17 protein-coding genes are annotated in these 20,362 nt (G+C 59.7%); 6 read left to right on the top strand and 11 right to left on the bottom strand.

All coding sequences use genetic code 11. The features are described from left to right. Positions 1-16: 16 nt before the first annotated feature. Complete coding sequence (locus AC07V4_RS16550) at positions 17-1,342, bottom strand: C4-dicarboxylate transporter DctA (RefSeq protein WP_492637598.1); 1,326 nt, start codon at positions 1,340-1,342, stop codon at positions 17-19. A 217-nt stretch (positions 1,343-1,559) separates the two neighbouring features. On the opposite strand from AC07V4_RS16550, the gene AC07V4_RS16545 reads away from it, so the two are divergent. Then, on the top strand, positions 1,560-2,189 hold the full coding sequence (locus AC07V4_RS16545; RefSeq protein WP_492637496.1) for a DNA-3-methyladenine glycosylase I: 630 nt from the start codon (positions 1,560-1,562) through the stop codon (positions 2,187-2,189). Between the two features lie 102 nt (positions 2,190-2,291). On the opposite strand, the gene AC07V4_RS16540 is transcribed toward AC07V4_RS16545, so the two are convergent. The 6 genes from AC07V4_RS16540 to AC07V4_RS16515 all read right to left on the bottom strand — a co-directional run bounded on the left by AC07V4_RS16540 (position 2,292) and on the right by AC07V4_RS16515 (position 9,184). Next, the gene (locus AC07V4_RS16540; protein ID WP_492637495.1) at positions 2,292-2,693 is read right to left on the bottom strand and encodes a cupin domain-containing protein; all 402 of its coding nucleotides are present in this window, start codon (positions 2,691-2,693) and stop codon (positions 2,292-2,294) included. An 84-nt stretch (positions 2,694-2,777) separates the two neighbouring features. Then, on the bottom strand, positions 2,778-4,211 hold the full coding sequence (pdxR, locus tag AC07V4_RS16535; protein WP_492637494.1) for a MocR-like pyridoxine biosynthesis transcription factor PdxR: 1,434 nt from the start codon (positions 4,209-4,211) through the stop codon (positions 2,778-2,780). A 100-nt stretch (positions 4,212-4,311) separates the two neighbouring features. Further along, positions 4,312-5,079, bottom strand: a complete 768-nt coding sequence (locus AC07V4_RS16530) for an SDR family oxidoreductase (RefSeq protein WP_094952746.1) — start codon at positions 5,077-5,079, stop codon at positions 4,312-4,314. Positions 5,080-5,088: 9 nt separating this feature from the next. Further along, a complete protein-coding gene (locus AC07V4_RS16525; RefSeq protein ID WP_492637493.1) occupies positions 5,089-6,156 on the bottom strand; it encodes a phosphotransferase family protein in 1,068 nt (355 codons plus the stop codon). A gap of 130 nt (positions 6,157-6,286) precedes the next feature. Further along, positions 6,287-8,143, bottom strand: a complete 1,857-nt coding sequence (locus tag AC07V4_RS16520) for a pilus assembly protein TadG-related protein (protein WP_492637492.1) — start codon at positions 8,141-8,143, stop codon at positions 6,287-6,289. Between the two features lie 90 nt (positions 8,144-8,233). Further along, entirely contained in the window at positions 8,234-9,184 is a 951-nt protein-coding gene (locus AC07V4_RS16515) for a 2-hydroxyacid dehydrogenase (RefSeq protein ID WP_492637491.1), read from the bottom strand. A gap of 515 nt (positions 9,185-9,699) precedes the next feature. Here AC07V4_RS16515 and AC07V4_RS16510 point away from each other — a divergent pair. After that, positions 9,700-10,032: a hypothetical protein gene (locus AC07V4_RS16510; protein WP_492637490.1), complete on the top strand. Its 333-nt coding sequence runs from the start codon at positions 9,700-9,702 to the stop codon at positions 10,030-10,032. Positions 10,033-10,050: 18 nt separating this feature from the next. Here AC07V4_RS16510 and AC07V4_RS16505 read toward each other — a convergent pair whose 3' ends face one another. Beyond that, positions 10,051-10,575, bottom strand: coding sequence for a cysteine hydrolase family protein (locus AC07V4_RS16505; RefSeq protein ID WP_492637489.1), 525 nt, complete (start codon positions 10,573-10,575; stop codon positions 10,051-10,053). 435 nt (positions 10,576-11,010) lie between these two features. On the opposite strand from AC07V4_RS16505, the gene AC07V4_RS16500 reads away from it, so the two are divergent. The 3 genes from AC07V4_RS16500 to AC07V4_RS16490 all read left to right on the top strand — a co-directional run bounded on the left by AC07V4_RS16500 (position 11,011) and on the right by AC07V4_RS16490 (position 14,680). Then, positions 11,011-12,288, top strand: a complete 1,278-nt coding sequence (locus AC07V4_RS16500; protein WP_492637488.1) for a serine/threonine transporter — start codon at positions 11,011-11,013, stop codon at positions 12,286-12,288. A gap of 135 nt (positions 12,289-12,423) precedes the next feature. Beyond that, positions 12,424-13,041 carry a ParB-like protein gene (locus AC07V4_RS16495; RefSeq protein ID WP_431753445.1) on the top strand — a complete coding sequence of 206 codons (618 nt, stop codon included), beginning with the start codon at positions 12,424-12,426 and terminating at the stop codon, positions 13,039-13,041. Next, positions 13,031-14,680: a SulP family inorganic anion transporter gene (locus AC07V4_RS16490; RefSeq protein ID WP_492637487.1), complete on the top strand. Its 1,650-nt coding sequence runs from the start codon at positions 13,031-13,033 to the stop codon at positions 14,678-14,680. Before AC07V4_RS16495 ends, AC07V4_RS16490 begins: the two co-directional genes overlap by 11 nt. Positions 14,681-14,720: 40 nt before the next feature. Here AC07V4_RS16490 and AC07V4_RS16485 read toward each other — a convergent pair whose 3' ends face one another. Together AC07V4_RS16485 and acnB are read right to left on the bottom strand one after the other, a co-directional pair. Continuing rightward, positions 14,721-15,641 (bottom strand): DMT family transporter, encoded by a 921-nt coding sequence (locus AC07V4_RS16485; RefSeq protein ID WP_492637486.1) that lies wholly within the window; start codon positions 15,639-15,641, stop codon positions 14,721-14,723. Between the two features lie 165 nt (positions 15,642-15,806). After that, on the bottom strand, positions 15,807-18,416 hold the full coding sequence (gene acnB / locus AC07V4_RS16480) for a bifunctional aconitate hydratase 2/2-methylisocitrate dehydratase (protein WP_492637597.1): 2,610 nt from the start codon (positions 18,414-18,416) through the stop codon (positions 15,807-15,809). Positions 18,417-18,813: 397 nt separating this feature from the next. Between acnB and AC07V4_RS16475 the strand changes: the two genes are divergently transcribed. After that, the gene (locus tag AC07V4_RS16475; protein ID WP_492637485.1) at positions 18,814-19,284 is read left to right on the top strand and encodes a DUF1289 domain-containing protein; all 471 of its coding nucleotides are present in this window, start codon (positions 18,814-18,816) and stop codon (positions 19,282-19,284) included. 129 nt (positions 19,285-19,413) lie between these two features. Here the strand turns inward: AC07V4_RS16475 and AC07V4_RS16470 are convergent, their stop codons facing one another. Continuing rightward, positions 19,414-20,277: a universal stress protein gene (locus AC07V4_RS16470; protein ID WP_492637484.1), complete on the bottom strand. Its 864-nt coding sequence runs from the start codon at positions 20,275-20,277 to the stop codon at positions 19,414-19,416. Between the last annotated feature and the right edge of the window lie 85 nt (positions 20,278-20,362).

The following is a 20,362-nucleotide window of genomic DNA, read 5'->3' as shown; positions in this document are numbered from 1 at the left end:
CTCCCATGAAAATGGATCAGAACTCCTGGCGCGCCGGCAACACCGGTTTCTTGGCCTGGAAGGCATAACCTTGCTGGCCGTCGAGCACCTTGTTGGCGCGCTGGATATCGATGTCTTTCTCCCAGCGGGCGATGGCTACGGTCGCGACGCAGTTGCCGATCAGGTTGGTCAAGGCACGGCCGATGCCCATGAACCAGTCCACTGCCAACACCAGCACCAGGCCGACCACTGGAATAGCCGGGATGGCGGTGAGCGTCGCCGCCAAGATCACCAGTGCCGACCCGGGGATGCCATGGGCGCCCTTGGACGTGATCAACGACACCAGCAGGATGGTCAGCAAGTCGGTCATTGACAGCGGCGTACCGGTGGCATTGGCGATGAACACAATGGCCAGGGTCAGGTAGATCGAGAAACCGTCGAGGTTGAACGAATACCCGGTGGGAATCACCAGGCCCACGGTGGAGCTGCCGATACCCAAGTGTTCGAGTTTACGCATGATCTGCGGCAGCACGGCGTCGGAGGAGGCGGTGCCCATCACGATCAGCAGTTCTTCGCGCAGGTACTTGAGCAGCGGCAGCATACGTAGGCCGGACAGGCGCATCACCAGCCCAAGCACCAGTGCGACAAAGACGAAGCAGGTCAGGTAGAACAAGCCCACTAGGCTGCCCAGGTGTTGCAGGGAGTCCAGGCCGTAGGTGCTGGTGGTGAAGGCAATGGCGCCGAACACACCAATCGGTGCCAGGCGCACGATCATGCCCATGATGCGAAAGATGATGTGGCTCAGTTCGTTGATCAGTCGCGAGATGCCGGAAGCGGCTTCGCCCACCAGGTTCAGCGCACTACCGAACAGCACCGAGAACAGCAGCACTTGCAGCACGTTGTTGTCGGCGAAGGCACCGATCACCGAATTTGGGATCAGGTCCATCAGGAACTGGCTGGTGCTACGCAGATGCTGGCCTTTGTCGGCCAGTTCATTCAAGCCCGCGGACGACAGCTGCTCTAGGTGGATGTTGGCGCCTTGGCCGATCCCGGTGCTGAAGGCCATGATCAAGCCGATCACCAAGGCTACGGTGGTGAGTACTTCAAAGTAGATCACTGACTTGAGGCCGATGCGTCCGACTTTTTTCAAGTCACCGGCACCGGAAATCCCGCTGACCACCACGCAGAACACAATCAGGCCAATCAGCATCTTGATCAGCTTGATAAAGCCGTCACCCAGGGGTTTGAGTTGCGAGGAGAATTCGGGAAGGGCCAGGCCGCAGACTATGCCTAGGATCAGACCAATCACGACTTGCAGGAAAATCGAACGCGAGCACCATCTGAGCATGGGAGGGATCTCTATTCGGTGCCCTGGTGGTTCCAGGGCTTAATTGTTGTGGTCTTACCGGTAAGTCCAGTGCGGGGCCAGTCTACGCCCGGATTTTTTGAAATCACAAGTAATTATTTGATGGTTGACGGGTTCCGGTCTGACCAGTTGGTCGGTAAGGGCGGGGCTTGAGCGGTTGGCGGGCTGGAAATTTTTTCGCTTATCATCCGTCCCTTGACTGGAGAGGTGATGGATGGACAAACCAGGGCTGACCACCGATGCAACGGGACTGACTTACTGCACTTGGCGCACATCGGCGCCGGAGTATCCCCGTTATCACGACCACGAGTGGGGCGTGCCGGTGGCGGATGATATCCAGCTGTACGAGAAGATTTGCCTGGAGGGGTTTCAGGCGGGCATGGCGTGGATCACCATCTTGCGCAAGCGCGAGCAGTTTCGGGCGGCATTCGAGGGCTTTGATTTTCGCCAGGTGGCGCACTATGGCGAGGCCGATATAGAACGCTTGATGAATGATCCTGGCATCGTGCGCAATCGGGCCAAGATCGTTTCCGCCATCAACAATGCGCGCAGAGCCTGTGAACTGGTGGATGAAACCGGGTCGCTGGCGCGTTGGCTGTGGGCGTTCGAACCCACGGACGAGGAGCGTCCGGCCACGGTGGATATGGCTTATTGGACGGGCAACCCGACTTCGGCGGCGTCGATACGGTTGTCCAAAGCCCTGAAAAAGCGTGGCTGGACCTACGTTGGCCCAACCACGATGTATGCGCTGATGCAGGCGATGGGCATGGTCAATGACCACTTGGAGGGCTGCGCTTGCCGACCACAGATCGAGCAGTTGCGGCGCGATCTCAAACGCCCCTGAATCCCTGCTGTGGGAGCTGGCTTGCCTGCGATGGCGGTGTGTCAGTCGCCAACTGGATTGGTTGGTAGCCAGTCATCGCAGGCAAGCCAGCTCCCACATGGGTTACTGCGGCAAGGGTGTCAGCACCTCAGCCTTGTCATCCAGCACCATCACCACCAGCAATTTCGCCGGTTGGGTCTGGCTGGCATTGCTCGATTCAAAGTGCCGCGACCCGGCGGGTTCGTAGAACGACTCGCCCACCTTGTAGGTCACTGCCTTCTCGTCGTTGACCCGTGAGGTGATCGCGCCTTCCAGCACATACGCCACGGCCGTACCGGTGTGGCTGTGGGGCACGGTGGCCTGGCCCGGCGCATAGTCCACAGTGAGCATGATGGTTTTCTTGCCGGGCACGTTGGTCAAGGCGTGCTCTTGCAGCACCTTGATCGACTCCTTGTTGTACACCGGTTCGTGGGCAAAAGCGCTGAGGGAGACCAGCATCAGCGTGGCAGCGAGCAATGATTTCATGGCGGGGTTTCCGTACAGTTCGAGACCGTTTCAGGCTACGCCCCAGGGCGTGTGCGACCAATGACCAATCCACCGGAAAACCGGCTAGCCAATCTGGCGCAGAATATCGCGCACCCGGTCCAGCGCGGGGTCGATGTCCAGCAACTCGATCGCGCCGAACCCGAGCGTCAGGCCCTGGCGCACCGGTGCCGCATGAAAGAACACGTCCAGTGGGTATAAGCCGACTTCCGCCTCCCGTGCCAAGCGCATTAGCAGCGCTATATCCACCGGCACCTTGCACAGTGCCGCCATATGAAACCCAATCACGCTGGGCACCACTTCAAACCAAGGCGACAGATCCCCCGCCAGGCGTTGCAGCACGCGCTCCCGGCGGCCTGCATACACCGTGTGGCAGCGGCGAATATGCTTGAGCAAATAGCCTTCGCTGATGAACTTGGCCAGTGCCCATTGTGGCAATGTGGAACTGTGCTGGTCGGTCAGTTGCTTGGCCTTGAGTACCGCGCCATGAATTGCTGGCGGTAGAACGGCATAGCCCAGGCGTAACTCCGGCAGCAGGGATTTTGAAAAGGTCCCGACGTAGGCCACCAACCCCCGCGTGTCCATGCTTTGCAGGCAGTTGACGGGACGGCCTTCGTAGCGGAAGTCGCTGTCGTAATCGTCTTCGATGATGATCGCCCCCAGCGCGAAGGCGCGAGCCAGCAAGGCTTCGCGGCGTGCCAGGCTCATGGGCATGCCCAGGGGGAATTGGTGGGACGGGGTCACGTAGATCAGCCGCGTACCGTCGGGGATCTGGTCGACCTGGATGCCATGTTCATCCACTGGCACATCGACAACACGGGCGCCCATGGCTATGAACAACTGGCGCGCGGGGCTGTAACCGGGGTCTTCCATGGCGACGAGGGTACCCGGTTCCACCACCACGCGAGTGATCAGGTCCAATGCCTGTTGTGCGCCATTGGTGACCACGATGTCGTCGGCGTGGCATTTCACCCCGCGAGAAAACGCGATATGCCCGGCGATCGCTTCGCGCAGCGCCGGTAAACCTTCCGGTTGGCTGTAGAAGCCGCTGTTTTGTGCGATACGGCGCAATGCATCCTGGGTACAACGCCGCCATTCATCCTGAGGGAATTGATTGCGCGTAGTCGCACCGCCAATAAATTCGTAGCGCAGGGTGCTGTCTCGAGTGGGATGACGCATGGGCGAGGGCAGCGCGGCCCATTTGCCCAGTTGGGCGGCACAGGCCAGGTCGGTGGCGGTTTGCAGGCGGTCGGGCTGAGGCGCCCAGGCGTTGACGAAGGTGCCTCGGCCGATCTTGCCCACCAACAGACCTTCGTACGTCAACGTGGCGTAGGTGTCGGAGACGGTCTTGCGCGATATGCCTAACTGCTCGGCGAGCAGGCGGCTGGGGGGCAGTTGCGCGCCAGCCGAAAGCCGCCCGACGGCGATGGCTTCGCGCAATTGCTGGTAAAGCTGGGCGGCCAAGTCCTTGCGGCCGTTGATGACGAGGTGCAATTCCATGTTTCATCCTGGGAAAGATCGATCTGCGCCAAGGTTACTCGCAAATCATCCGGTAGAAACTAGCACCTTGTAGTGAGCGGGCTTGTGTGGGGACTTATGCTCAGGACAGGAAACCACCGTCCACATTCAACGACACACCGGTGGTGTAGCTCGACGCATCACTGGCCAGGAACAACACCGCACCGGCCATCTCGCTCGGGTCAGCCACGCGCTTGAGTGGAATCTGCGCCAGGGCCATCTTCAGAATCGAATCGTTCTTCACCAGCGCCGAAGCGAACTTGGTATCGGTGAGGCCTGGCAGCAGCGCATTGCAGCGGATGCCAAACGCCGCGCATTCCTTGGCGAAGACTTTGGTCATGTTGATCACGGCCGCCTTGGTCACCGAGTAGATGCCCTGGAACACGCCCGGGGAAATGCCGTTGATCGACGCTACGTTGATGATGCTGCCGCCGCCGTTCTCGCGCATCAACTTGCCGGCTTCCACCGACATGAAGAAGTAGCCACGAATGTTCACGTCGACGGTCTTCTGGAAGGCGCCGAGGTCGGTGTCCAGTACGTTGCAGAACTGCGGGTTGGTCGCGGCGTTGTTGACGAGGATATCCAGGCGGCCGAACTGTTCACGGATGCCGGCGAACACCTGGGTGATCTGCTCCATTTCACCAATATGGCAAGCCACGGCCGTGGCCTTGCCGCCGTCGGCGATGATCGCATCAGCCACGTGCTGGCAGCCTTCAAGCTTGCGGCTGGAGACGATCACATGGGCGCCTTGCTGAGCCAGCAGCTTGGCAATGGCTTCACCGATGCCACGGCTGGCGCCGGAAACAAATGCGATCTTGCCGTCGAGGTCGAACAGGTGGGTCTTGGACATAACGGTTCCTTAAAGAGACGATTTGCTGATGACATTCAGGCTCATTTGCTCCAGCAGCTTGTTCATGTGGATGAACTGCGCAAAGCGTTTGTCCTGGGTCTGGCCATGGAAAAAGCGGTAGTAGATCTGTTGCACGATGCCGGCGAGGCGGAACAGGCCGTAGGTGTAGTAGAAGTCGAAGTTGTCGATTTGCAGACCTGCGCGTTCGGCGTAGTAGTCGACGAACTGACGGCGAGTGAGCATGCCGGGGGCGTTGCTCGGCTGACGGCGCATCAGTTGCACCGGTGCCGGGTCGGCGGCTTCGATCCAGTAGGCGAGGGTGTTACCCAAATCCATCAATGGGTCGCCCAGGGTGGTCAGTTCCCAGTCCAGCACGCCGATGATCTGCATTGGGTTGTGCGGGTCGAGGATCACGTTATCGAAGCGATAGTCGTTGTGCACGATGCTGGATGTCGGATGGTCGGCCGGCATCTTGTCGTTGAGCCACGCGCGCACCTTCTCCCAACTGGGGGCATCCGGGGTCAGGGCCTTTTCGTAGCGGTCGCTCCAGCCGCGAATCTGGCGCTCGACATAACCCTCGGGTTTGCCCAGGTCGGCCAGGCCGCAGGCGGCGTAATCCACCTGGTGCAGTTCGACGAATTTGTCGATGAAGCTTTTGCACAGGGCTTCGGTCTTGGTCGCGTCCAGGCCCAGCTCGGCCGGCAGGTCAGAGCGCAGGATGATGCCGTTGACCCGTTCCATCACATAGAACTCGGCGCCGATCACGGACTCATCGGTGCAGTGCACATAGGCTTTGGGGCAATACGGGAAGCCGTCCTTGAGCTGATTGAGAATGCGGTATTCGCGGCCCATGTCATGGGCGGACTTGGCCTTGTGGCCAAACGGCGGGCGGCGCAGCACGAACTCCTGACCCGGGTACTCCAGCAGGTAAGTCAGGTTGGACGCACCACCGGGGAACTGGCTGATCTTGACCGTACCGCTGAGCCCCGGAATGTGGGCCTTGAGGTAAGGGTCGATCAGGCTGGCATCCAGTTCTTCGCCTGGGCGGATCTGGGTCGATTGGTCGTTAAGCGCCATGCTTATCCCTTCTGCTTATTTTAAAGGCCGTGGACTATTGGCTAATCTAATGCGCACCGCCGCCCAGCGACAAGGTCGGGGCGGCTTAATAGGTTAGCGTGTTGGATGATGATCAGCGGGCCTGATGTGCTCAAATCACCAGCACTGCACGGCCGCCGGGCGTACAGGACAGGTTGGCGCCGATGTCGACTTTGGCCAGGTCGATGCCCAGGCCGGCGAGCAGGTTATTGACCAGTGGGTCGAGCAATGGGCTGAGCAGGCCGGATATCACGCCGCTGAGCAGGTTCAACACGCCAGTCAGCACATCGACCACCAGGCCCAGTACCAAACCCAGAAGCCCGCCGAGTGTCGGTGTATGGCTGGTCAACTGGATACCCTTGAGGGTGTCGCTCAAACTGCCGACGACGTTGTTGGCGCTGAAGCTGAAATAACTCGGCGGTTGCTTGACCTCGGGCGGCGACACATACACATGGGTGCGGGTCGTCTTGGCGACGCTGCTGTCGACCCTCAGGCTCAGACCGCCGACCGCGTAGGGTTGCCGTGGGTCGCATACGCCTTTGCTGCAGGTCTTGACGCCCAGGTCGAGCAACGGGAAGTCGTCGACTTTCAGGGTTTCGGTGGACGAAAACAGGTTCTTCGGATCGATCTGGCCCACCATCAAGCGCACCGCTGAAGTGGTGGCTGACACGGAGAGGGATTTGTCTGCGGCCCCATTACAGCGGTAGCCAGTGACGTAGCTACTGCCACTGGCAGCCTCCAGGCCAATATCGATTTGTGTGCCTGGAACCACATCCAATGTGCTGCCCAGCAGCAAACCCACCAGGTCGGTGACCAGACCGATCACTTTGGTGAGCCCGTCGATCACCGGCAGTTTCAGTGATATCCAGGTCCTGACTTGCGCCGTGCGCACCACAATTGGCTGGGTATCGATCAATTGCGGGTTACCTATCGCAGAAATCTGTGCGGGCTCGATGACCCGGGTCTTGACCGTGACATTCAACAGGCCCAGTACATCCACCGGCAGCTCGACCGCCACCGCGCTGGCCTTGTTCGACAGCTGTACGAAGCCTTGGATCAGGTTGAACAGTTGCAGGTCCACATTCAGTGCGCTTTTGTCGGTGCCGTTCTGGATCTTGATCAAGTCGCCCAGGTGCAGGATCTCGGTGCCCGGCGCAATCAGCTTGATGGTTTCCAGGTTATTGATCACCACCTTGACCGCGTCGCCGCCCAACTTGAGCACATCGATGGCGGCCTGGATCAACTGGCCAACGGTGGCGTCGGTCTTGAGCAGTTGGTCGTAGTTGCCAGCACTGACATTCAGACGGATGGCCAGGGCATCCAGGTAGCTGAGCAGGCTGATGTCGGTATTGATCAAACCATTCCAACCCACCGCGTCGAGCTGCAACTTACCGCCCAGCAGGCCGCCGATCAGGCCGTTGAGGGCGGCGGACTTGGTGCTGTCTATTGTCAACAAGGTGCTGCGCACTGTGAGTGTTGCGACCGGTGGGGCGGGCGCAGCGGCAACGGCGGTGGCGCTCAGCAGCGTCGTCAGGCTGACAGGCTGCGCTGAAAACAGCGTGTGCACGGCATGGGCGATGCTGGTGGCGACGCGATGGGTGGCGATCACCTGGATGGCATCGGCTTTGGCAGGGTCAACGCTGAAGGTGCGCATAAAGTTCGCGCCAGTGGCCAGGGTGCCGCAAGCGGTGGCCAGCGTACGGTTTGCATCCACCGTGAAGTTATTGCGCAGGGCACTTTGGGTCGCAAATTGCGCGGCGTTGTTATTCGGCGCCGCGCACTTGCCGCCGCGGCTGACCGCTTCCAGCGCTGCGGTGTCGACAACGCGCTGCAATTTGCGCTTTTCCAGGTACAGGCGGCCGCTGTCGACCACCAGTAACAAAAACAACAACGCGATCCCGAGCGTCACTGCGCCCATCAAACCGATGACCCCGCGTTGACGGGCCGGACCGGGTCCATGGCCAAACATTGTGCGTTCCTTCGCCGGTCATGCACCGACGTCCTGAGCATCCCCGCATGCAGTGTAGACAGGTTTCAGGTCGGCGCTGGCAAATCGCTACTAGTTGCGTGACGGCAGTGCCACCGGCGTCAGAACGGGGCGGCCGGCGAAGTACTCCACCAGGTTGTCGGCCACGCGTTGCACGGTATCGTGGGCTGCTTCGGGCGACAGGCCGGCGACATGGGAGGTGAGCACGGTATTGCTCAGGCGCTTGAGGGCATCGGGCACCTTGGGCTCATCGTCGAACACATCCAGTGCGGCGCCGCCGATACGCCTCTGCTCAAGGGCGGCGACGAGGTCGGCAGTCACCACCACGCTGCCGCGCCCAATGTTTACCAGGTAGCCGTTCGGCCCCAGTGCGTCCAGTGCGTGGCGATCGATCAGGTGACGGGTGCTCACCCCGCCCGGCGTGGCCAGGATCAGGAAGTCCGAGGTGCGCGCCAGCTCCACCGCCGTGGCGCAATAGGTGTAATCCACGTCATCGCGAGGCTGGCGGTTGTGATAACTCACCTCCATGCCGAATCCGAGTGAGGCGCGCTTGGCGATCTCCATGCCCACGGCGCCCAACCCGAGAATGCCCAATTGCTTGCCGCCCAGGGAAGGGCGCATCACCTTTGGCCATTCGCTGCGCCGTACCGCCGCATCGGTCTGGGGAATGCCGCGCACCAGCGACAACAGCAACGCCATGGCATGGTCGGCCACCGACGGTGCGTTCACTCCGGCGCCATTGGTGACCACGATCTCACGATTGCTCGCCGCCTGCAGGTCCACATGTTCGTAGCCGGCGCCGATCACGCAAATGATCTCCAGCAGCGGTAGCGCGGCAATTTCCTCGGCGTACAACCCCAGGGGGCCACGGGTTAGCACGGCCTTGATCTGCCCACCGTGGGTCTTGATCGCCTGGGCGCGCTCGGCGGGCGTCGGGGCCAGGATCACATGAAAATCGTTGCCCTCGATGATGGACAAGTATTCGTTAATGGTTTCAACCAGAACCAGAACAGTAATGGACATCGGAAGGCTCTCCCTGAAGGGTTTGATGGGGGCAGTATGCGGGATTTGTAAGACGGAACGGTTTGCTCAGGTAGAAAAATTTCTTCTCGCGTAAGGCCATTCTGAATTTACAAACCGCCCATCCCACGCAGAAATACTGCGCCAGACTTCGTCGACTTTCCCACCTTGCAGAGACGACATGGATGCTTGTTCCTGCCACACCCGAAGAGATTGAATGGACGCCGTATGGTTACAAACACAGCCCGTCGACGTTGATACCCTGGAGAGCCGTTATCGCCAGCACGCTTGTCGGTCCTGCCAAATACAGACCCGGCATCGCTATTGAAATGCTTGGAAAAAGAGGCCTATAAAAATTGTTCACCCACAACCAATGGAAAACCCTGGAAAGTGATGGAGTACCCACACTGCATTGGCGCGAGCCATGGCAAGCTCAGTCGCTGGGTCCGCATAGAACTGAGTGCCGGCGCTATTCATGGTCATCCGATTTCTGAACAGGAATTCAGGAGGTTAACAAATTGATCCCATTCCACTTTGCCGGCGGCACCGTCACTCATGACGATCTGTCGATCCTGCAGGATGTAGCGGTAGCGAAGCAGATCGACCTGCTGAAGGAAGATATGCTCCAGGTCGAGTTCGCGGGTGGATTGCTGCTGGATGTGGGTTGGTACCCGGAATTTGATGCGACTGGCGGCTTTCGAATCAATGTCATCAAGAATTTCGACTGGGACCGTCCTGTTATTGCACTGACCGCCCACGAAACTGCTGAACTGGTCGAAAAACTGGATATTGCGCAGAACGCCATCAATGGCGAACTACGCAATGCCAACTTGGGTACCTCGGCTTATTAGTTGAAAACCCGATCACCCTCAGCTCCAGATGTCCGAGGCTCTGACTCGCCTCACAAAAGCGCCGGCCAGCGTTGCATTGTGATGTTCGATTATCGCCTCGGCCTTCAGCGTCGGAGTGTCCATGCAAGTATGGCCATCCTCCGGCAACACCACCGAGAATCCCAACTCCGCCGCCACTCGGCAGGTGGTGTCGACACAGAACTGGGTTTTCATGCCCACGATCACCAATTCGCTGATCTGCGCCGTTGCCAGTTGTTGCGCCAGGTCGGTGCCAAGAAAGCAACTGGGATGGGTTTTGTTGAACAGGTGGTCGCGGGTTTCGTCGACGTCCAGGCCCGACCAGAGCTGCCAAAGCGGGTTGCCTGCGGCGATCGGTGAGCCCGCTGGACCCGTGTGGCGGGCAACGAAGATCGGTGCGCCGGCGCTGCGAGCACGCTGAATAAGCTGGTTGATGGTGCTCAGGACGCGTTCGCGCTCGAAGGGCTTTTCTGGCCCATCGTATAAACCGTTTTGCATATCGATGATCAGCAGGGCGTTTGTCATGGTCTTGCTCCTTGCAGTGGCCAGGGGACGGGGCAATAAAAAGGCCCCGTCCATTGCTGGCGGGGCCTTGGGTTGTTTCTGGGTGTCTCTAGTTGGCGCACCCACAGCAACCGAACGACCCGCCATAAGCGGTCGTGGTAGTGGTGCGGGTGAGGTGCAACTGAATAAAGTTCATGGTTCGATCATGCTGGGAAGGGCGGTTAGCTGTCAATGCAAGCAACTGATCGCTGTTCTGGCCTGCGCGTATCGCGCTGCAGACCGCTGAAACCGGTGCTTATGGCCGTACTTGAACCTCTGCACCGCAACACCGTTCCTCAGCTAAGTCTTTGCTTATTCGAAAGAATCCCGGAGAATCGCGCGCTTGTTATGGCTGGGGCGCTGCCTGTCAGGTATTTCTGACTCGTCCCGGCCGTGTGAATGCGGAGATCCGACCGGATGAATGATCAGGCCAATAGCGTCGATGAACGCTATGCAACGACACCTGCAACCCTCACAAGCTGGAGCCGCCAGGACACCACCTGGATGCTCGGCCTGTTCGGCACCGCCATTGGCGCCGGTACTTTGTTCTTGCCGATCAACGCGGGTCTAGGGGGCTTCTGGCCGCTGCTGATCCTCGCGGTACTGGCATTCCCGATGACATTCTTTGCCCACCGTGGCCTGACCCGTTTCGTGCTGTCCGGCCGTGATGGCTCCGACATTACCGACGTCGTCGAAGAGCATTTCGGCCTCAAGGCCGGTGCATTGATCACCTTGTTGTACTTCTTCGCGATCTTCCCGATCCTGCTGATCTACAGCGTGGCGCTGACCAACACCGTCAGTAGCTTCATGGAACACCAACTGCACATCATGCCGCCGCCTCGGGCGATCCTGGCCTTCGTACTGATCCTGGGCCTGCTCGCCGTGGTGCGTTGCGGTGAGCAAGTGATCGTCAAGGCCATGAGCCTGATGGTGTACCCGTTCATCGTTGCCTTGCTGTTCCTGGCGGTGTATCTGGTCCCGCACTGGACTGGCGGCATCCTGAGCACCGCCAGCGAAGTCCCGGCCCCGTCTGCGCTGCTTAACACGCTGTGGTTGGCGATTCCGGTGATGGTGTTCTCGTTCAACCATTCTCCGATCATTTCGGCGTTTGCGGTGGACCAGAAGCGTCAGTACGGCGCCCACGCCGATGAGCGCAGCTCGCAGATCCTGTCCCGTGCGCATCTGTTGATGGTGGCGATGGTGCTGTTCTTCGTCTTCAGCTGCGTGCTGACCCTGTCACCAGCGCAACTGGCGGAAGCGAAAGCGCAGAACCTGTCGATCCTGTCGTACCTGGCCAACCACTTCGACAACCCGACCATCGCCTTTGCTGCGCCGTTGATTGCGTTCGTGGCGATTGCCAAGTCGTTCCTGGGCCACTACATCGGTGCCAGCGAAGGCCTCAAGGGGCTGGTGCTCAAGACGGGGCGTCGTCCGGCAGCCAAGACCCTGGACCGCACGACCGCGGCCTTCATGCTGATTGTGTGCTGGCTTGTCGCTACGCTTAACCCAAGCATCCTCGGCATGATCGAAACCCTGGGCGGCCCGGTCATTGCGTCGATCCTGTTCCTGATGCCGATGTATGCCATTCGCAAGGTGCCGGCCATGGCCAAGTACCGCGGGCAGGCGTCCAACGTGTTTGTTACGGCCGTGGGCCTGGTGGCAATCACCGCGTTGATTTATTCGTTGCTGTCCTGACAGCACGCTGCACCGAAAAAGGCCGATTCGCGCACACTGCGAATCGGCCTTTTTTATGGGCGAAAAACCACTGAAGCCCTCAGGCACAATGCGGGCTAAGCTGTCGGCTTAACGGTTTTCTTATCGGAGATACCCATGGCCCGTCCTCGACCGCAACTCGTCACCGCGAAACTGGACAAGCTGCACCCCACTCAACTGACGGTCGGCATGGCTGAAGTCGCCCTCAAGCGCCAGGCCTGGACCAAGCTCAAACGCAAGGAGCGCGCCGCCGCCCTCGACAAACACTGGTTTCCCTGCGTATTGGGGCCGGATGAGCGCTATTACATTACCGATCACCATCATTTTGGCCTAGCCCTGTTGCTGGAAGAGGTCAAGAGCGTGTCGCTGTTGATGCTCAAGGACTTGTCATTCGTGGAGCGCAGCACCTTCTGGAATGTCATGGCCTTCAATCAATGGGTGCACCCGTACGATGCACGCGGCTTGCGACGTACCTACGAAGCCATTCCCCGCAAGATTACCGACTTGCAGGATGACCCTTACCGCAGTCTGGCCGGGATGTTGCGTACTGCCGGGGGGTACGCCAAGGACGCTACACCGTTCAGCGAGTTTCTCTGGGCGGATTTTTTTCGCAGCCGTATCGGCAGCGATGTGGTTGCCCAGCCAAACGCCAAGCTGTTGAGCAAGGCCATGCTCCTGGCACGCAGCCAGGAAGCGCGTTATCTACCGGGATGGGTTGGGCCGATTGAAAACTGAAACCGCTGAAACCCCTGTTGTTCCACCCAATCGTACCCAGGACGTCCTCGCCGGGTTATCCATCGCCGGTTTGCTGCTGCCCGAGGCGGTGGCCTATTCCAGCATCGCCGCGTTGCCGCCCCAGGCCGGTGTTATCGCGCTGTTTGCCGGTCTGGTGTGCTACGGCCTGTTCGGCACCAGCCGCTTTGCGATTGTCTCGGCGACATCGTCTTCGGCGGCGGTTCTGGCGGCCGCCACCGCGAGCCTGGCAGGTGGCGACCCGGCGCTGAGGCTATCCCTGGCGTTCGGGCTGGTGTTGATCACCGGCGTGCTGTTCCTGTTGGCCGGGCTGTTCAAGCTCGGTGGCGTCACTTCATTTATCGCCAAGCCGGTCTTGCGCGGTTTTGCCTTCGGCCTGGCGTTGACCATCATCCTCAAGCAGCTGGCCGGTGTGGTGGGTGTACACCTGAGCGACAACAACCTGATCCGCTTCCTGCCGCAATTACTGGAACAGTTGCCGCGCTGGAACTGGCCCGCAGCGATGGTAGCGGCGGCTGCTTTGCTTGTGTTGTGGCTTTGCGCACGTATTCCACGCCTGCCTGGCGGGCTGTTGGTGGTGCTCCTGGGTATTGTGGCTGGGCAGTCTCTGGACCTGCAGGCCCATGGTGTGGCGTTGATCGGCGTGATCGATCTGCGCCTGGAGTTCGGGGCCTTTCCGGTTTTGCCGTTCGCTGACTGGTTGCGCCTGGGCGAGTTGGCGTTCGCGTTGGTGATGATCCTTTACGCGGAATCCTACGGTTCCATCAGCTCATTCGCCCTCAAGCATGGTGACCGTGTGTCGTCCAACCGCGACCTGCTGGCGTTGGGTGCGGCGAATCTGCTGTCCGGGTTGTTTCACGGCATGCCGGCCGGTGCCGGGTATTCGGCGACCTCTGCCAACGAGGCGGCGGGTGCCGGTTCGCGCTTGGCGGGCATCGTCGCGGCGCTGGTGGTGTTGGTGATCGTGTTGACGGTGTTGCCATACATCGCGCTGACGCCGGAACCGGTGCTCGCCGCCATCGTCATCTACGCACTGGGGCGCGGCTTGAGCCTGCAACCGTTGGGGCGCTACTTTGCCTGGCGACGGGATCGGCTCTTGGTGATCTGTGCCGTGGCGGCGGTGCTGGTGCTGGGAGTGCTGGATGGTTTGCTGCTGGCAGTAGCGGTCAGTGTGGTGTTGATGCTGCGCCAGATGTCGGCGGCAGACATTCAAGTGCTTGGGCGTTTGGGCGACAGTCATGATTTTGTTGATCGTCAGCACCATGCTGATGCTGTCGAGGTGCCAGGGATCTTGATCGTGCGACCCAGCGAGGCGCTGTTTTTTGCGAATGCCGAACGTATCCTGGGCGCGGCGTTGCGCCTGATGCGGCAATCGCCAGTGGAGGCGGTGGTACTCAGCCTGGAAGAGTCGCCGGACCTCGACGGCACCAGCATCGAAGCACTGGCGGCGTTTTTTGCGCAGGTGCGGGGGGAGGGCAAACGCCTGGTACTGGCGCGCGTGCGGCATGAGGCGTTGGAGGTGCTACAAGCCTTGCCGGAGGCGCTGGCGCCGCAGGTGTTGCTCAGTGGCTTGAGCGTGGATGGCGCGGTGCAGTTGGCGTTACAGCCTGAATCAGCGTGACACTGGCTGCATTCCCACGCGAAGCGTGGGAAGGACTGGATCATTGCGCGGCAGGAGGCTGCCTGGAGGGTTCCTGCTGTGGTTTGCTCTTGCTGAGCACAAACCAAACCGCTAGACCAATAAGCCCTCCGCCGTACAGATGTGCGATCGAAAGATGTTCATTCAGAAACGTCACGCCCCACAACACGCCGAAGGGAGGGATCAGGAAGGTCACGGTCAGCGAGCGCACCGGCCCGATATCGGCGATCAGGCGAAAATACAGGATGTACGCACACGCGGTACAGATGAAGCCTAACGCGACCAGTGCAACCCAAACCGTCGTATTACCCCATGTCGCCGGTGGGTTCGCTACGGCTGAGATGCCAAAGAACGGCGTGAGAAACAACGTTGCCCCAATCTGGCTGCCAAAAGCCACAAGTTTCGCGTCCAGCCCACCCCTGTCCGCGATCCACCGCTTGGTCAGAAATCCTGCGACACCGTAGCAACCGGTGGCGACTAGGCATGCCAGCGCACCCATGACCACGGCGAATGAAAGTGTGACGGGGCCGGTGGTGGTCAGGCAGGTAATGCCCATCAAGCCGATCAATACGCCGGCAGCCTTTTTCGGCGTCAGTGAATCGCTGAAACACATCCAACCGATCATCACGCCCATCAGCGGCGTGGTTGCATTAAAAATGGCTGAATAACCGGCAGGTAATAACAAGGCCGCCACGCTATACATCAAAAAGGGGATGCCGGAATTGATGATGCCCAACACCATGGCCTCCTTCAATTTACCTTTGAAGTCGAGCCTGGTTTTTAAAAGGGCAAGAATGACTGCCAAACCGATGGTGCCGAGCAACACACGAAAAAACGCAGTCGGCAATGCGCCTAAAACAGGCGCCGCGATACGCATGAAAAGAAAGCTGGCACCCCAGATCGCTGCCAGAACAAGCAATCGAACGTAATCGGATAATTTCATGGGTGGCGGCGCCTTCTTCGTGTGGAGCCACACAGTAAAGATACCTGCCTCATGCCCGCGCTCCGATTCTTGCTGTCGAAAACGGGTGCGTACTCAGGCCAAATCCCAGGCATAAAAAAACGCCGCGTATCGTGGAATACGCGGCGTCCTTTACGTCAACACACCTTAGGCTTGGATCACCGGGATGTTGGCGCTTGCTGCGATTTTGCGGAACTCGGCGATCTGGTCGAAGTTCAGGTAGCGGTAGACGTCACTGGCCATGGTGTCCAGTTTCGCTGCGTAGCCCATGTATTCTTCGACGGTTGGCAGGCGACCCAGGGTCGATGCCACTGCCGCCAACTCGGCCGACGCCAGGTAGACGTTCGCGCCGTCACCCAGACGGTTCGGGAAGTTACGGGTCGAAGTCGACACAACAGTCGAATTCGGCTCTACACGTGCCTGGTTACCCATGCACAGCGAGCAGCCCGGCATTTCCATACGCGCGCCAGCCTTGCCGTAGATGCCGTAGTAGCCTTCTTCGGTCAGTTGGTGAGCGTCCATCTTGGTCGGCGGCGACAGCCACAGACGGGTTGGCAGCTGGCCCTTGACCTGCTCCAGCAGCTTACCGGCCGCGCGGAAGTGACCGATGTTGGTCATGCACGAACCGATGAACACTTCGTCGATCTTCTCGCCGGCAACGCTCGACAGCAGACGGGCATCGTCCGGGTCGTTTGGCGCGCAGAGGATAGGCTCGTTGATGTCGGCCAGGTCGATCTCGATGATTTCGGCGTATTCCGCGTCGGCATCGGCTTCCATCAGCTCAGGGTTCTTGACCCAGGCTTCCATCGCTTGGGCGCGACGTTCCAGGGTACGTGCATCGCCGTAGCCTTCACCGATCATCCAGCGCAGCAGGGTGATGTTGGAGTTCAGGTACTCGGTGATGGACTCTTTCGACAGCTTGATGGTGCAACCGGCAGCCGAACGTTCAGCCGAGGCGTCGGACAGCTCGAAAGCCTGTTCCAGCGTCAGGTCGTTCAGGCCTTCGATCTCCAGGATGCGGCCGGAGAAGGCGTTCTTCTTGCCTTTTTTCTCTACGGTCAGCAGACCCGACTGGATCGCGTAGTAAGGAATAGCATGAACCAGGTCACGCAGGGTGATGCCAGGCTTCATCTTGCCTTTGAAGCGCACCAGGATCGATTCCGGCATGTCCAGCGGCATGACGCCGGTGGCTGCGGCGAACGCAACCAGACCGGAGCCGGCCGGGAACGAGATGCCCATCGGGAAGCGGGTGTGGGAGTCACCACCGGTGCCGACGGTGTCCGGCAGCAGCATGCGGTTCAGCCAGCTGTGGATGATGCCGTCGCCTGGACGCAGCGATACACCGCCACGGGTCATGATGAAGTCAGGCAGGGTGTGGTGGGTGGTCACGTCGATCGGCTTTGGATAAGCCGCGGTGTGGCAGAACGACTGCATCACCAGATCGGTCGAGAAGCCCAGGCACGCCAGGTCTTTCAGTTCATCACGGGTCATTGGACCGGTGGTGTCCTGGGAGCCCACGGTGGTCATCTTCGGTTCGCAGTAGGTGCCAGGACGAACGCCTTTGCCTTCTGGCAGGCCACATGCCTTGCCGACCATCTTCTGCGCCAGGGTGTAACCCTTGCCAGTGTCGACTGGAGCTTCTGGCAGCTTGAACAGGTCGGTTGGGCCCAGGCCCAGCTCAGCACGGGCCTTGTCGGTCAGGCCGCGACCGATGATCAGCGGGATACGGCCGCCAGCGCGCACTTCGTCCAACAGCACCGGGGTCTTCATTTCGAAGGTGGTGATGACTTCGTCGGTGCCGTGTTTGCAGACTTTGCCAGCATGTGGGTACAGGTCGATCACGTCGCCCATGTTCATGTTGGAAACGTCGAACTCGATTGGCAGTGCGCCGGCATCTTCCATGGTGTTGTAGAAGATTGGAGCGATCTTGCTGCCGAAGCAGAAGCCGCCAGCGCGCTTGTTCGGTACGTAAGGGACGTCGTCGCCGAAGAACCACAGTACGGAGTTGGTCGCCGACTTACGCGACGAACCGGTGCCGACCACGTCGCCCACGTAGGCGATTGGGAAGCCTTGGCCGCGCATTTCTTCGATCTGTTTCATCGGGCCGGTCTTGCCTTGCTCGTCCGGTACGATGCCTTCACGGGCCATTTTCAGCATGGCCAGGGCGTGCAGCGGGATATCAGGGCGGGACCAGGCGTCCGGGGCAGGGGACAGGTCGTCGGTGTTGGTTTCGCCGGTGACCTTGAACACACGCAGGCTGATCTTGTCGGCCAGGGTCGGACGGTTGCTGAACCATTCGCCGTCAGCCCAGGACTGGATCACGGCCTTGGCGTGCACGTTACCATTCTTGGCTTTTTCAGCCACGTCGTGGAACGCATCGAACATCAGCAGGGTGTGCTTGAGTTGGGCGGCTGCGACAGGTGCCAGGGTGGCATCGTCCAGCAACTCGACCAGGGTCACGATGTTGTAGCCGCCTTGCATGGTGCCAAGCAGTTCAACGGCGCGTTGCTTGCTGATCAGGGGGGAAGTGGCTTCGCCCTTTGCCAGGGCAGACAGAAAACCGGCCTTGACGTAGGCGGCTTCGTCAACGCCTGGTGGAATGCGGTTGGTGATCAGGTCAACGAGGAATTCTTCTTCGCCAGCCGGGGGATTTTTCAGCAGCTCGACCAGGCCTGCGGTTTGTTCGGCGTTAAGCGGCTGGGGAACGATACCCAGTGCTGCGCGCTCTTCGATATGTTTGCGGTAGGCTTCAAGCACAGTTATTACCCTCATCAGTGGTCCCACGGGACGCTCATCCAGAAATGAACGGCACGCATGCGCTCGGGGGCTTTTTGGGCCGCAAAGCCAGCGCTGCCGGCATTCCTCACAGAAGCTGCTTTCAAAGTTTTACGCCTGCAGAACGGAGCTGATGAGGGTTGGCGAGGGCGTTGACCTACCGAGTCATTGACCATCGCCAACACCGTTCTGAAGGAACGACTGTGCTCGTGACGCTTTGAAAACAGCTTCCAGCGGATTATTGGCGCCTTACAAGGCCGGATGATTCTACGGCAAAAAATTTCTAAAGGTAAGTTGCCCAACCAAGTTTGCTGGGTGATCAACCTTAGACAAAGGGCTAACATGGCGTACTGTTTCACTGACCTGCGTGTCGTTGCCCATGCCCAACCAAACCATCAAAACCCCTTGCGTGGGCCTGTGCTCCACGGTCTACGGCGATCTTGTGTGCCGTGGCTGCAAACGCTTCCACCACGAAGTGATCCAGTGGAACGGTTATAACGAGGAAGAAAAACGTGCGGTGTGGCTCCGGCTGGAACAACTGCTGGTGCAGGTGATGGCCGGTAAAGTCGAGGTCTTCGACCCCAAGACCCTGCGCTGGCAGTTGGAGCAACGCAAGATTCGCTTTGTGCCGCACCAGTCCGAGTACTGCTGGGCCTATCAACTGATCGCCCGTGGGGCACGGGTGATCTCGAACCTGGAGGCCTATGGCATGGTGCTGCTGCCGGAGTTTCGCGACTGGGCGTTGCCGGAACTGCGCGATGCCATTGATCGGGAGTTCTTTATCCTGAGCGAGGCCCATTATCAACGCTATATCGCGCCGGGGTTTCTCAAGGATGCGCTGGGTCACTGACCGACGCGGAGCAAAACGGTGGGAGCTGGCTTGCCTGCGATGGCGTCGTGTCAGTAATGAATACCTAACCTGACACACCGCTTTCGCAGGCAAGCCAGCTCCCACAGTTATTTATTTGTATCTGGAGGATTAGGGCTTTGTGGCCAGCTCTTCAAGGTGATCCATCAACTCCTGAGGCTTGAGCACGAGCACATCGCTCTCCACGGCATCCAGTATCACCTCTGCCGTATTGCCGATCAGCGCCCCGGAGATCCCGGTGCGCGCCACGGTGCCGATGATGGTTACCGCCGCCTGCAAAGTGTGCGCAGCATGGGGAATCAAGACATCCGCTGGGCCTTCTTCGATATGCAGGTGGGTATCGTCGATATCGAATTCGGCCTGGAACGCCTTGCATTGCTCGCGATAGCGCGCCTCGATGGTTTCCTTGAGTTGAAACACAGGGTCGCCCGCCGACAGCATGGGTGACGGATGGGCGCTGATGACGTGCAATTGAGCCTTGGCCACCCGGGCAATGTCGAAACCGTGGTCGACAATGGTGTTATGCAATGCCTGGTGCTCACTGTCGTTATTGCCTACATCAATCGCCGCCAGTACCACCTTGCCGGCCCAAGGTGTGGCGGTTTTCACCAGCAGTACGGGAGTAGGGCAGTAGCGCAGCAGCTTCCAGTCAGCCGGCGTCAGCAGGGCCTTTTTCAGCGGACTGTCGGGGAAATGCTGCTTGATCACCAGCCCACAGCCTTCGGCTTGCTGCACGTCGATGATGGTTTCATGCAGGCTATCGTTCCAGGCCTGCTCAGTGGTCACGCTGTAGCCATCCTCCTGCAAACCCGCCTTGAGCAGGCTCAGCAGTGCCGAGTGCTCGTGTTTCTTGTCACAGACCAGCAAGTGCAGGTGCGCGCCGGTCACCCCGGCGATCAGCTTGGCGCGCTTGAGGGCCAGGCTTTCCGAGTGTTCGGGCTCAATGACCACCAGGATGCTGCGGATGGCTTGCATGGTCGGGTTCTCCAGTAGAAGGCGGCGTGGAGTAACTATAGTTGCTGTCAGACAGACGTCATGTTGATGCACATCAAGGCCGGTG

This window comes from Pseudomonas sp. GW821-FHT03A09 (assembly GCF_059421065.1).
The sequence above is the reverse complement of the archived record's forward strand: the minus strand, read 5'-3'. Positions and strand labels throughout refer to the sequence as shown.